At 71.3% G+C, this 12,909-nt stretch carries 12 protein-coding genes and 2 tRNA genes; 8 read left to right on the top strand and 6 right to left on the bottom strand.

Annotated elements, in window-relative coordinates:
* Positions 1-34 precede the first annotated feature (34 nt).
* The 5 genes from gyrA to ACQKM2_RS05495 all read left to right on the top strand — a co-directional run bounded on the left by gyrA (position 35) and on the right by ACQKM2_RS05495 (position 5,363).
* Positions 35-2,647, top strand: coding sequence for a DNA gyrase subunit A (gene gyrA / locus ACQKM2_RS05515; RefSeq protein WP_427706887.1), 2,613 nt, complete (start codon positions 35-37; stop codon positions 2,645-2,647).
* Positions 2,648-2,650: 3 nt separating this feature from the next.
* A complete protein-coding gene (locus ACQKM2_RS05510; RefSeq protein ID WP_427706885.1) occupies positions 2,651-3,403 on the top strand; it encodes a DUF3566 domain-containing protein in 753 nt (250 codons plus the stop codon).
* Between the two features lie 95 nt (positions 3,404-3,498).
* Positions 3,499-3,572: transfer RNA gene (locus ACQKM2_RS05505), tRNA-Ile, on the top strand.
* A gap of 144 nt (positions 3,573-3,716) precedes the next feature.
* Positions 3,717-3,851, top strand: a complete 135-nt coding sequence (locus ACQKM2_RS05500; protein WP_208809277.1) for a DLW-39 family protein — start codon at positions 3,717-3,719, stop codon at positions 3,849-3,851.
* A gap of 135 nt (positions 3,852-3,986) precedes the next feature.
* Positions 3,987-5,363: a hypothetical protein gene (locus ACQKM2_RS05495; RefSeq protein ID WP_427706883.1), complete on the top strand. Its 1,377-nt coding sequence runs from the start codon at positions 3,987-3,989 to the stop codon at positions 5,361-5,363.
* Here the strand turns inward: ACQKM2_RS05495 and ACQKM2_RS05490 are convergent.
* On the bottom strand, positions 5,360-6,508 hold the full coding sequence (locus ACQKM2_RS05490) for a serine/threonine-protein kinase (protein WP_427706880.1): 1,149 nt from the start codon (positions 6,506-6,508) through the stop codon (positions 5,360-5,362). The genes ACQKM2_RS05495 and ACQKM2_RS05490 overlap by 4 nt on opposite strands.
* A 31-nt stretch (positions 6,509-6,539) precedes the next feature.
* Entirely contained in the window at positions 6,540-7,088 is a 549-nt protein-coding gene (locus tag ACQKM2_RS05485; RefSeq protein WP_007265216.1) for a helix-turn-helix domain-containing protein, read from the bottom strand.
* A 162-nt stretch (positions 7,089-7,250) separates the two neighbouring features.
* Between ACQKM2_RS05485 and ACQKM2_RS05480 the strand changes: the two genes are divergently transcribed.
* Positions 7,251-7,323: transfer RNA gene (locus tag ACQKM2_RS05480), tRNA-Ala, on the top strand.
* A gap of 70 nt (positions 7,324-7,393) precedes the next feature.
* Here the strand turns inward: ACQKM2_RS05480 and ACQKM2_RS05475 are convergent.
* The 3 genes from ACQKM2_RS05475 to ACQKM2_RS05465 form a co-directional block, all read right to left on the bottom strand.
* The gene (locus ACQKM2_RS05475; protein ID WP_427706878.1) at positions 7,394-7,747 is read right to left on the bottom strand and encodes a hypothetical protein; all 354 of its coding nucleotides are present in this window, start codon (positions 7,745-7,747) and stop codon (positions 7,394-7,396) included.
* 309 nt (positions 7,748-8,056) lie between these two features.
* Positions 8,057-9,316 (bottom strand): DNA sulfur modification protein DndB, encoded by a 1,260-nt coding sequence (locus ACQKM2_RS05470; protein ID WP_427706876.1) that lies wholly within the window; start codon positions 9,314-9,316, stop codon positions 8,057-8,059.
* 114 nt (positions 9,317-9,430) lie between these two features.
* Positions 9,431-10,876, bottom strand: a complete 1,446-nt coding sequence (locus tag ACQKM2_RS05465; RefSeq protein ID WP_427706874.1) for an MFS transporter — start codon at positions 10,874-10,876, stop codon at positions 9,431-9,433.
* Positions 10,877-10,996: 120 nt separating this feature from the next.
* Between ACQKM2_RS05465 and ACQKM2_RS05460 the strand changes: the two genes are divergently transcribed.
* Complete coding sequence (locus tag ACQKM2_RS05460; protein WP_427706872.1) at positions 10,997-11,479, top strand: MarR family winged helix-turn-helix transcriptional regulator; 483 nt, start codon at positions 10,997-10,999, stop codon at positions 11,477-11,479.
* A gap of 110 nt (positions 11,480-11,589) precedes the next feature.
* Positions 11,590-12,066, top strand: a complete 477-nt coding sequence (locus ACQKM2_RS05455) for a LysM peptidoglycan-binding domain-containing protein (RefSeq protein WP_427706870.1) — start codon at positions 11,590-11,592, stop codon at positions 12,064-12,066.
* Between the two features lie 69 nt (positions 12,067-12,135).
* Here ACQKM2_RS05455 and ACQKM2_RS05450 read toward each other — a convergent pair whose 3' ends face one another.
* Positions 12,136-12,819: a DUF5324 family protein gene (locus ACQKM2_RS05450; RefSeq protein ID WP_427706868.1), complete on the bottom strand. Its 684-nt coding sequence runs from the start codon at positions 12,817-12,819 to the stop codon at positions 12,136-12,138.
* Positions 12,820-12,909 lie beyond the last annotated feature (90 nt).

Genomic DNA, 12,909 nt, shown 5'->3' with positions numbered 1-12,909 from the left:
GCTGACCGCCGCCTGAAAGGATTCCTGACCAGCAATGGCCGACGAAACCACCCCCACCGCCGAGAATTCCGCGGAGGAGCAGCCCGTGCTGCGCATCGAGCCCGTCGGGCTCGAGACGGAGATGCAGCGCTCCTACCTCGACTACGCGATGTCCGTCATCGTCTCCCGCGCCCTGCCCGACGTGCGCGACGGCCTCAAGCCCGTCCACCGTCGTGTGCTGTACGCGATGTACGACGGCGGCTACCGGCCCGAGAAGGGCTTCTACAAGTGCGCCCGCGTCGTCGGCGACGTCATGGGCACGTACCACCCGCACGGTGACAGCTCCATCTACGACGCCCTGGTCCGCCTGGCCCAGCCGTGGTCGATGCGCATGCCGCTGGTGGACTCCAACGGCAACTTCGGCTCCCCGGGCAACGACCCGGCGGCCGCCATGCGCTACACCGAGTGCAAGCTCATGCCGCTGGCCATGGAGATGCTCCGGGACATCGACGAGGAGACCGTCGACTTCCAGGACAACTACGACGGCCGCAACCAGGAGCCCACCGTCCTGCCGGCGCGGTTCCCGAACCTGCTGGTCAACGGCTCCGCCGGTATCGCCGTCGGCATGGCCACCAACATCCCGCCGCACAACCTGCGCGAGGTCGCGGCCGGCGCCCAGTGGGCGCTGGAGCACCCGGAGGCCTCGCACGAGGAGCTCCAGGACGCGCTCATCGAGCGCATCAAGGGCCCGGACTTCCCGACCGGCGCCCTCGTCGTGGGCCGCAAGGGCATCGAGGAGGCGTACCGGACCGGTCGCGGCTCCATCACGATGCGCGCGGTGGTCGAGGTCGAGGAGATCCAGAACCGCCAGTGCCTGGTGGTCACGGAGCTCCCGTACCAGACCAACCCGGACAACCTGGCGCAGAAGATTGCCGACCTGGTCAAGGACGGCAAGATCGGCGGCATCGCCGACGTCCGCGACGAGACCTCGTCCCGGACCGGCCAGCGCCTGGTGATCGTGCTCAAGCGCGACGCCGTCGCCAAGGTGGTGCTGAACAACCTCTACAAGCACACCGACCTGCAGACGAACTTCGGCGCGAACATGCTGGCGCTGGTGGACGGGGTGCCGCGCACCCTGTCGATCGACGCGTTCATCCGCCACTGGGTGCAGCACCAGATCGAGGTCATCGTCCGCCGTACGCGCTTCCGCCTGCGCAAGGCGGAGGAGCGGGCCCACATCCTGCGCGGCCTGCTCAAGGCGCTGGACGCCATCGACGAGGTCATCGCCCTCATCCGGCGCAGCAACACGGTCGAGATCGCGCGCGAGGGCCTGATGGGCCTCCTGGAGATCGACGAGATCCAGGCGAACGCGATCCTGGAGATGCAGCTGCGCCGCCTGGCGGCCCTGGAGCGCCAGAAGATCGTCGCCGAGCACGACGAACTCCAGGCGAAGATCAACGAGTACAACGCGATCCTGGCCTCGCCGGAGAAGCAGCGCTCGATCGTCAGCGAGGAACTGGCCGCGATCGTCGAGAAGTACGGCGACGACCGGCGCTCCAAGCTGGTGCCCTTCGACGGTGACATGTCCATCGAGGACCTGATCGCCGAAGAGGACATCGTCGTCACCATCACGCACGGCGGCTACGTCAAGCGCACCAAGACCGAGGACTACCGCTCGCAGAAGCGCGGCGGCAAGGGCGTGCGCGGCACGAAGCTGAAGCAGGACGACCTGGTCGACCACTTCTTCGTCTCCACCACGCACCACTGGCTGCTGTTCTTCACGAACAAGGGCCGCGTCTACCGGTCCAAGGCGTACGAGCTCCCGGACGCCGGCCGCGACGCCCGCGGGCAGCACGTGGCGAACCTGCTGGCCTTCCAGCCGGACGAGAAGATCGCCCAGATCCTCGCGATCCGCGACTACGAGGCGGCGCCCTACCTGATCCTGGCCACCAAGGGCGGCCTGGTGAAGAAGACGGCGCTCAAGGACTACGACTCCCCGCGTTCGGGCGGCGTCATCGCCATCAACCTCCGGGAGACCGAGGACGGCGGCGACGACGAGCTGATCGGTGCCGAGCTGGTGTCCGCCGAGGACGACCTGCTGCTCATCAGCAAGAAGGCGCAGTCCATCCGCTTTACGGCGACGGACGACGCGCTGCGCCCGATGGGCCGTGCCACTTCCGGTGTGAAGGGCATGAGCTTCCGCGAGGGTGACGAACTGCTGTCGATGAGCGTTGTCCGGCCGGGTACGTTCGTCTTCACCGCCACCGACGGCGGCTACGCGAAGCGGACGGCGGTGGACGAGTACCGGGTCCAGGGCCGTGGCGGTCTGGGCATCAAGGCGGCGAAGATCGTCGAGGACCGCGGTTCGCTGGTCGGCGCGTTGGTGGTCGACGAGTCGGATGAGATCCTCGCCATCACGCTCGGCGGTGGTGTGATCCGCACGCGCGTCAACGAAGTCAGGGAGACCGGCCGTGACACCATGGGCGTCCAGCTGATCAACCTGGGCAAGCGCGATGCCGTGGTCGGTATCGCTCGTAACGCCGAGGCCGGTCAGGAAGCTGACGAGGCCGACGAGATCGAGTCAGAGATCGAGGCCGCGGCGGCCGACGCACCGGCCGCCGGGGCGGCCGAGGGCACGGAGCCCTCGGTCGGGGAGCACGAGGAGTAAGTCGTGAGTGGAGCCACGGGCGCCGGACCGGCCAAGACTGGAGCGAACGGTGCCCGTGGCCCCGCCGCGGACTCCCAGGGGGGAACCGTGACGGACACCCGAGAACCGGAACCCAAGCCGGCGGCGCAGACCAAGACGCAGCCGAAGGCGAAGGAGCCGGTCAAGGAGCAGGCCAAGGAACAGGCTGCCAAGGACCAGACCGGCGCCAAGGACCAGGCCAAGGTGCCGACCAAGGCGCCGGCCAAGGAGCAGCCCGCCAAGGACCAGCCCAAGGGGCCGGCCAAGGAGCGGGCCGGGCAGCCCCAGAAGCCCCCGCAGGCCTACGCGGCGCCCACGGGCCCGGGTGCGCAGCGCGGGGCCGTCCCGGGGGTCCGTACGGCCCCCAGGACGCGCAAGGCGCGGCTGCGGGTGGCCAAGGCCGACCCGTGGTCCGTGATGAAGGTCAGCTTCCTGCTGTCGATCGCGCTGGGCCTGTGCACCGTCGTCGCGGCGGCGGTGCTGTGGATGGTCATGGACGCCATGGGCATCTTCTCGACCGTCGGCGGCACCATCAGCGAGGCGACCGGCTCGAACGAGGGCAACGGGTTCGACCTCCAGTCGTTCCTGTCGCTGCCGCGCGTGCTGATCTTCACCTCGGTGATCGCGGTGATCGACGTGGTGCTGATGACGGCTCTGGCGACGCTGGGTTCGTTCATCTACAACCTGTCGGCGGGCTTCGTGGGCGGCGTGGAGCTCACGCTCGCCGAGGACGAATGACCGGCTGACTGACCTGCGGGAAAGCCCCTCAGGAGCGGATTTGGGTTCCACTGCGTCTGTGCGCTAATCTTCAGGAGTCAGCGCGCAGGCGCGGAGGGGCTATAGCTCAGTTGGTTAGAGCGCATCCCTGATAAGGATGAGGCCACAGGTTCAAATCCTGTTAGCCCCACAGTGAAGAAGACCCCCAGGCCAAGGCCTGGGGGTCTTCTTCGTTGGGCCGTCCGGGTTGGTCCCAGGTAACCGATCGGTATCGGTCGGTGTGTATTGTTGGCGGCCAGAAGTCCCCAACGTCTACGAAAGACGAGGTCGCGCCGTGAAGAAGCTGCTCCTGGTCGCCCTGGCCGCCATCGGCGGGCTCCTCGTGTACCGCCAGATCCAGGCGGACCGTGCCGAGCAGGACCTGTGGACGGAGGCAACCGACTCCGTGCCCTCTGGTTCCGGTGTGTGAGCCCCACGATTGATTCCATGAAGCCCCGGCTGCCGCTGCTGCCGGGGCTTCGTGCTGTTCCGGCGACAAGTCCGGCCGCAGGAAGTTCTGTTACGCAAAGATTTTAGTTGCTGTAGCGAATTCGGGGTGGGTGTGATGGATCGGGTGCGCCACGGGCGCCGGACGGCGCCGGCCGGGGCGGCGGCCCTGGGGCTGCTGGCCCTCTCGGCGTGGCTGCCCGGGGCGGCGTACGCGGTCCCGGCCGCCGGGCCGACGGGAGGGCCGACGGGAGGGTCGCCGGCGGCGGTCTCCGGGCCGGGCGGGGCACTGCCGGAGTACCGGCCCGCGGACGGTGCCGAGCCGGTGCGGGGCGCGCCCTCGACGGCGGACGCCCCGCTGCTGGAGGCCGGCACGCCCTACGAGGACACCCTCGCCCCGGGCGAGCGGGTCTACCGGCTCGGCCTCGACGACGCCTCGACCGTCTACGTCTCCGCCGTGCTGCGGCCGCCCGCGGGCGCCAAGGCCGGCTACGGGGACGACCTGGAGGTCGAGGTCATGACCAGCGGCGGCCGGGCCTGCCCCGGCAACCCCGGCCGGGCGTCCTTCGGTCACGACCCGGTCCCGCTCGGCGCGGTGGGCCAGCGGAGGCTGGCGGAGGACGCCGAGTGCCAGGGCGCGGGCACGTACTACGCGAAGGTCACCCGGACCGCGGGCAAGGACTCCGACCGGGCGGCATGGCCGGTGGAGCTCCTCGTGATGCGCGAGCCGGCCCCGGCCGCCGGCACCGCCCCCGCCGCCGCGCCCAGCGTCCGGCCCTCGGCCTCCCCGGCCCTGCCGGGCACGGACCCGGTGGCCCGTACCGGAGGCACCGGCTTCAACGACGCGCGCGCCCTGGGCCCCGGGGTGTGGCGCGACGGCCTGCGGCCCGGCCAGACCCGGTTCTACCGGGTGCCGCTGGACTGGGGGCAGCAGCTGGGGATCGGCGCCGAGGTGGCCAAGGCGCGGATGACCAAGGACTACGGCTCCGCCCCCGACGGGCTCACCGTCGCGCTGTACAGCCCGTACCGGGGGCCCGTGGACGCGGAGGGCACCTCGTACGACGGGAGGCAGGCGGCGGTGACGCTGCCGAAGACCGCGCCGGTGGCCTACGAGAACCGTTTCTCCAGCGTGCGCGAGGTGGAGCCGGTCCGGGTCGCGGGCTGGTACTACATCGCCGTCACCCTGGGCGGGAAGGTCGGGGAGTTCACCGAGGACGCGACGCCGGTGCCGCTCACGCTGCGGATGGACGTGACCGGCGGCCCGGTCAAGGCCCCCGCGTACAAGGAGGGCCTGGCCGCCGCGGGGTTCGGGGTCGGCGCCGCCGACCGGGCCGCCGCGAAGGAGGGGCTCACCGCCCCGGAGGCGGCGGCCGCGCGGGACGACGCCTCGGCGATGCGGGTGGTGGCCGGGGCCGGCTTCGGCACGGGGGCGGTGCTGCTGCTCGTACTCGGGGGATGGATCCTGCTGGCCCGCCGCGGCCGGGCCGCGTCCTAGAGCCGCGTCAGGGCCCAGGCGCCGACCGCGAAGCACAGCAGGGCCGCGGTGAGGATGCCGGCGGTGACCTTCGCCGGGGGCGGGGCGATCCCGCCGGACCGGGCGGCCCGCGGCGCCGGGGACGCGGCCTGCGGGGCGGCGGTGGGAGGGGCGGCGGCGGGAGGGGCCAGGTGGAAGCCGCTCGTCTCCGGGGCCCCGGCGGGCTCCGCGGGGCCGTAGGAGGCCGGCGGCGGCCCGAAACCCACCGGCGCTGCGGCGGAGGCGATTTCAGGCCCATGGGGGCCGAAACCAGCCGGAAGCGGACCGAGTTGGTCGAACACCTCCACCGGCTCCTCGCCTGGCGCGGCGTCGGGCAGCAACTGGGCGGCCTCGGCAAGGGCCTTGCGTGCCCCTGTGGCGGTCCGGAACCGGTTTCCGGGGTCCGGGTGCAGGAGGTTCGAGATCACGCCCCACAGGGGCGCGGGGACGCCTTCGGGGGTGTCCGGGGTGCCGTGCGCCCCGAACTGCTCCACCAGCGCGCGCGAGTCGGGCCTGCTCCCGCGCAGGAGGTACAGGGCGACCAGGCCGACGGCGAAGAGGTCGGCGGGGAAGTCGGGCTCGGCGCCCGCCAGTTGTTCCGGGGCGAAGTAGCCCGGGGTGCCGACGACGCGGTCGGTGTCCGTGAGCCGGGGCTCGCCCTTGCGCACGGAGATCCCGAAGTCGGACAGCCGCAGGTGCGGCCGCCCGGTTCCGGTGGCCTCCATCAGGATGTTGGCCGGTTTGATGTCGCGGTGGACGACGCCCTCCGCGTGCACCGCCGCCAGCCCCGACAGGAGCTGGTCGAGCAGCACGCACACGAAACGGGGCGGCAGCGGCCCGTAGTCCCCGATCACGTGGGCCAGGGAGCCGCCGGCGACGAGGTCCATGGTGAACAGGACCTTGTCGTCGTCCGCCGCCCAGCTGGCGGGCGCCAGGACGTGCGGGTGGTCGATGCGCAGGGCCTGCTCGCGCACGAACCGCAGGAGCATGTGGGCATCGCCCTGGAGGAGGACCTTCGCGGCGACGTACTTGCGGCGGCGCCGGTCCCAGGTCCGCCAGACGGCGCCCGCGCCGCCCCGTCCGATCGGATCGACCAGCTCGTACCGGCCGGCGAAGACCTCACCCATCGCTGCGCCCGTCCCCCGTCACCCGCGCGTGTCAGTTCTGGTGGGCCTCGTAGTGGGACACCGCCTCGGAGGTGCGGCCCGCCCCGTAGACCCGGAGGAACTCTGCCAGTTCGGGATGGGTGGGGGCGAGGGTGTCCGCCGCCTCGATGATGTCGCCGGCGGCGGCGACCGAGCGCAGCAGCGACTGGATCTCGCGGACGACGCGCTTGACGGTGGGGGCGCCGGAACCGGTGCTGGTCTGGCCGCTGTTGCTGAGGACGGAGCCGCCCTGGGTGTTCTTGATCTCGTCCATCCGGTCGGTGGCCTCGGCGGCGCTGACGCTGCCGTCGGCCACCTGGCCCGCGAGGTCCTGGAGGGCCTGCACCCGCTGGACCACGGCCGGGTTGCCGATCTTGGCGCGCTGCCCGCTCATCAGCTGGGACAGCATCGGCGCCGAAAGCCCGAGCACGGCAGCGAGGCGGGCCTGGTTGAGGCCGAGGTCATCTATGAGCCGTCGGAACAGCGCGCCGAGCGGCTCCCCGTACCAACTGCGCTGGAGTTCCCGGGCTCTGGCCGTGGCCTCCTGCTGTACTGCGTCCACTCTTCCTACTCCCCTTCGCTGGTGCGAACCTCGCGAGCATCTTACGGAGCGTGGTCGCGGGGCGGGAGTCCCTATCATTTTGCGGGATGCGGGGGTGCACCGGGTACTCTGTCCTGCGGAACGGACACTCCCTCCCGAGGGGACGTCCGCGTCCAGTTGCTCGGGGCCTTAGCTCAGTTGGTAGAGCGCTGCCTTTGCAAGGCAGATGTCAGGAGTTCGAATCTCCTAGGCTCCACAACAAAATCCCCTCTGACCTGCGGAAACGCGGGTCAGAGGGGATTTTTGCGTTCTGCTGGGGGACCGTGTCACCGGGTACGGCAGAAGGCCACGACGGCCTCGCGCAGCCTTTTGTTGGCCTCCCGCAAGGGGCCGGCGGCCTCGGACAGTGCGATCGCTGCGTCCATCTCGGGCAGGTTGGCGTTGCCCGCGAGGGCGAGCCGATAGCTGGTGAGGCACTGCATTTCGGCGTCGAGCAGCTGCTTCAGCGGCCTGGGAGGGCGGATCAGGAAATCCTCCAGCCGGCGGCCGAGGGACTCCAGCTCGGTCTTGGACCCGCTCTTGCGGGCTGCGATGACGGAGTCGACCGCGTCCGTGAAGGGCTTGATCTCCGCCGCGTCCGCGCGATCGTGCTTGCGGCGCTGCAGGACGAAGATCGCCAATGCCCCGATGCCCGCAGCTACGATCGTGACTACGATCCCCCAACCTGCCGTGCCCACCATGTGCCCCCGTGGTTGCGTTGCCTTACGGCAAATCGACGCTCCACCTCGGCAAAATGCCAAAGTGGAGCATCTCAGGGGCAGATGATGCCCCTGAGATGCGTGAGGATCATCGTACTGGCTGTTGTGGGTGTCGATGTGCCGAACCGCTGTTAATCAGGGATCGATCGCTTCCTCGAACTGAACGGCGCAGGCAATCTCCCTGATGAGCGAAGTGCGGGGACCTGAATTCTGATCTGCGGGGATACCTTCTCAGAGGTTCGGACGGCCGTACCGGATCCACTGGAAGCGGGGGGAAGTAGGGTCTCCGAGCGCGCCGGCCGTCTTGCTGCCGTTGTCCTTGACGCCGCCGGCGAGTGAGAAGGCCCCCGTGGCGGTCTGCTTGCCGGCCGTGCCCTCCCAGTAGTGGGGGTCCCTGGTCCACTTCACGTCGGCCAGCAGCCTCATGTACTCGTCCGGGGTGAGCGCGTCGTACCCGGCGTTCCAGGACATGGCGCGGTGGGCGACGGCCCCGAGGGCCGCGAAGACGGCCGGGGACGCGATGACCGTGTTGTTGCGGTCGATGAAGCTGGCGGCGAACGTCGACAGGAGCCGACCGAGCACCAGGTGGATCTCCTCCGTGGCCGACTCCCGCTCGCAGCCGTACGGCAGCTCGGAGATGGGTCCGCTCGTCTTCTCGAAACCGGCCCGGCCGAAGATCGCGGTGACGACGAACGACCGCAGGGTCGACAGGGTCATCCACTCGGTGTCGGCGGCCTTGAGCTGACGCTGCCGCACGGACACGACGTCACCCAGGGGCACCAGCTCGCCCGTGCCGCCCGGGGCAGGCACCTGCACGCTCTTCAGGAGGTCGAGGGTGATGCTCGTCGCCACGTTCGAGGAGTCGGAGGTGAGGGCGACGTTCTTGTTCGGGATCACGCCGAGCAGGTTGCGGTCGTGGAAGATCTGCCGCGCCGAAACGAGGTCGAGGCCGTGGTAGACCTCCACACCCACGAGGCGGGCGTTGATCTGCTGGGCGGTCAGTCCGTACGCGGCCGGGTCGTCCCGCAGGATGAAGTGCGCCAGGTGCTGGGTCTCGGCGTCCATCAGGACACCGGTGGCGTCGTACGGCAGGTAGGCGAAGGTGTCCGCCCCCAGCAGCCCCCGGGCCTGGACGGTCTGCAGCGGGTGCGGGATCCACAGCGCGAACGGCGGCGTGGCCCAGCGCTCGTCGCGTTCGCCGAGGACGACCTCCGCGAGGTACTTCGCATAGTCCTTGGCGTTCTGCGCCTTCTTGGTGGACTTGATGGCGCGCTGGACCTCGTTGCGGGCTTCTGCCTGCTCGCGCTCGCCGGCGGAGAGGTACTTGAAGGCCTGAGGCTGTTCCGCCCTGCGGGGGTCGGGGACGATGCGCGAAAGCTGACCCCACGGCATCGTGGCCATGAGGCGGGTCTGGCTGAGCTGAAGGACGCGGATCGGGTCGCCGAGCCCCCGGTCCAGCTCGGTCACGTACTGCGTGGTCTGGTTGTCCACCGCTGCCCCCGTCGTCTCTGAGATGCCCCGAAATGTGCGGGGCCTTGCACCGGCTGAGCATATCGAAGTGCGGGGGGAGTCAATGTCCGATTCGCCTCCCCCGCACTTCGGGCGTTAGCGGGTCCGGGGGGTGCGCAGGAGGGTGGCCGTGAGGGCGGTGGCGGCCAGGAGGAGGGCGGCGCCGGTGGCGAAGGCCAGGTGGTAGCCGGAGGTGAGGGCCTCGGGCCGGGCGGTCCCGGCGGCCGTCAGGGCCTCGGTGCGCGAGGCGGCGAGCGTGGACAGGACGGCGACGCCGAGGGCCATGCCGATCTGCTGCGTGGTGTTGAAGAGGCCCGAGGCCAGTCCGGCGTCCCGCTCGTCGGCGCCGGACATCCCCAGGGTGGTGAGCGCGGGCAGGGCCAGGCCGAAGCCCGAGGCCAGCAGCATCACGGGCAGCAGGTCGGTGACGTAGTCGGCCCGTACCGGGAGGCGGGTGAGCAGGGCGAGGCCGGCGACCAGCAGGGCGAGGCCGGTGAGCAGGACGCGGCGCTCGCCGAAGCGGGCGATCAGCTTGGCCGCGCCGCCGAGGGAGATCCCGCCGATGGCCAGGGCGGCCGGCAGCATCGCGAGGCCGGTCTCGGCGGCTCCGTAGCCCTGGACCTGCTGGAGGTAGAGCGCCACCAGGACCTGGAAGGAGAAGAGCGCGGCCACCATCAGCACCTGGACCAGGTTGGCGCCGGCCACGGTGCGCGAGCGCAGGATCCGAAGGGGCATCAGCGGGGTGCGGGCCCTGGCCTGGCGCAGGGCGAAGGCGGCGATCAGGGCCAGGGAGAGCGCCCCGAGGCCGAGGGTGTGCGCGGAGGTCCAGCCGTGCTCCTCGACGCGTACGACGGCGTAGATCCCGGTCATCAGGCCGGCGGTGACGAGCAGGGCGCCCGGTACGTCGGCGCCGGCGCGCAGTCCGAGCCCCCGGTCGGCGGGGAGCGCGGGCAGGGCGGCCAGCAGGGCGGCGATGCCGATGGGCAGGTTGATGAAGAAGATCCAGTGCCAGTCGAGGGCGTCGGTGAGGACCCCGCCGAGCACCTGCCCGAGGGAGGCCCCGGCCGCTCCGGTGAAGGAGAACACGGCGATGGCCCTGGCGCGTTCGCCGGTCCCGGGGAAGAGGGTGACGAGGATCCCGAGGCTGACGGCGGAGGCCATGGCGCTGCCCACGCCCTGGAGGAAGCGGGCGGCTATGAGCAGGGCGGGGGACGCGGCGAACCCGGCGAGCAGGGAGGCGGCCGTGAAGACGGCGGTGCCCGCGAGGAACATGCGCCTGCGGCCGATCAGGTCGCCGAGCCGGCCGGCGAGGAGCAGCAGGCTGCCGAAGGCGATCAGGTAGGCGTTGACGACCCAGCTGAGGCCGGCGGGGCTGAAGCCGAGGTCGTCCTGGATGGCCGGCATGGCCACGGTGACGATGCTGCCGTCGAGGACGGTCATCAGCATGCCCGTCGAGAGCACGGCGAGGGCGGTCCGGCGCGAGCGCGGACGGCGGGCCGGAGCGGCCGCCCCGGCGGGGGATTCCGTAACTGCGGTGGTCATGGGTGTCTCCGGTCGTCGTCGGCGGTTCAGCGGCGGGCCATCGGCGGGCAACTGGTGTGACCGTAGCAGATGGTTTCGTTGCAGACTATTTTCTTCGGATCGAATTGTTAGGCTGGACCCATGACTGCGATGGGACCCACCCGCACCGAGCCCGACCTGTCCTTCCTCCTGGACCGCACCAGCCACGTCCTGCGCACCCGGATGGCGGCGGCCCTCGGCGAGATCGGGCTGACCGCCCGCATGCACTGCGTCCTCGTGCACGCCCAGGAGGAAGAGCGCACACAGGCCCAGCTCGCCGAGATCGGCGACATGGACAAGACGACGATGGTCGTCACCGTCGACGCCCTGGAGAAGGCCGGACTGGCCGAGCGCCGGCCCTCCGCCAAGGACCGGCGGGCCCGGATCATCGCGGTGACCGAGAAGGGGGCCGCCCTCTGCGCGGAGAGCCGGCGGATCGTCGACGCGGTCCACGCGGAGGCCCTCGCCGGCCTCGCCGAGGAGGACCGCGCGTGTCTGCTGCGGGTCCTCGGACGGCTCGCCGAGGGGCCGCTGGCCGTGCCCGCCGAGAGCCCCCGCCCGGCCCGGCGGGCCCGGCAGCAGTAGCCGCCGGGGTCCCCCGTACGGCCCAGTCACCCGGCCGTACGGCTGACGGTGGACGACAGTGGGGGGAGGCAATGAGGCCAGGGGGCAACAGCACGCCGGAGGCGCACGCGATGGGACTCTTCGATTTCCTGAAGTCGGACAAGAAGAAGGAACACGAGGCAGCGGAGAAGGCGAAGCGGGAGATGGAGCGGCAGGGGCCGAAGACGGGCTCCGACATGGGCTCCAAGTACGCGGACTCCTACGCGGACGCCGCCTCCGCCACCAAGGCGGCCGCCGAGCGGATGGCCGCCGCCGCTCCGCCCAAGGCGGCGGCGCCCGTGGCCAAGCCCATGGCGCCGGCCGCTCCGAGCCCCACCTCGGCGGCCCACAAGGCCGTCCCGGTGTCGCCGAAGCAGGCCCCGAAGCCCGCGCCGGCCGCGAAGAAGCGCACGTACACCGTCAAGCCCGGCGACTCGCTCTCCGCGATCGCCCGCCGCGAGCTCGGCAACGAGGCCCGCTGGCGCGAGCTCTACGCCATGAACCGGGGCGTGGTCGGCTCCAACCCGGACCTCATCCGGCCGGGGATGGTCCTGACCCTGCCGAACTAGCGACGCACGGCATGCGGGAGGGGCCCGGATCCGCGGGTGGATCCGGGCCCCTCCCGCACGCGGTGGGCGTCAGGCGTTCTTGCCGCCGTTCGACTCGCGCTCCTTCTCCGCCAGCTCGTCGTCGAAGGAGGCCGGAGCGGCGTCCTGCGCGGACAGCTCGGTGGCCGCCGGGGGCTCCACCAGCCAGTCCGGGTTCGACTGCTGGTCCCACCACTTCCACGCCACGTAGGCGCCGCCGGCCAGGAGCCCGACCAGCGCGGCCCCCTTCACCCAGCGGCCGCACCGCGCCCTGCGCTCGTGCCGCCGCACCAGGCGCCGCACCTCCTTCGCCGAGACCTGGCCGCGCAGCGCCGCGAGGGCCGCCGTCGAACGGGAAGCGGCCTCCTCGGCCACCGGTCGGCTCGCCGCGAGGGCGCTCTCGAACCGGGGCGCCGTGTAGTCGGCGGCGTGGCGCGCCGCGAGGCGGGTCTGGTGGACGGCCTTCACCGCGGCCCGGTCCACGTTCGGGGGCACGTGCGTGCGCGCCGCCTGCATCCTCGGATGAAGGTGGTTGTCGTACGCCGCGCGCGCGTGCAGCTGGGCCTGGCAGGCCGCGTGGGAGACCTTCGGCGCCAGCCGCTCGTTCGCCTCGTGCGCGTAGTGGGCGGCCGCGTCCATGGCGGTCTCTGCGTACGGCGCCACCACTTCCGCTGCGTGCTTCACGGCGTCCATGGCGTTCTCGGCGGCCAGGCGCACGCTGTCCTTGCGGGTCACGGGATCCTCCTCCTCGGTGGCGGACACAGTTCACCTTTCCACCCTTTGTCGGATCATGCCCCTCGCAGCGCCGCCCGCGCATGCGCGACA

The organism is Streptomyces sp. NPDC004126, assembly GCF_050275515.1.
Classification (GTDB): Bacteria; Actinomycetota; Actinomycetes; order Streptomycetales; family Streptomycetaceae; genus Streptomyces.
The sequence above is the reverse complement of the archived record's forward strand: the minus strand, read 5'-3'. Positions and strand labels throughout refer to the sequence as shown.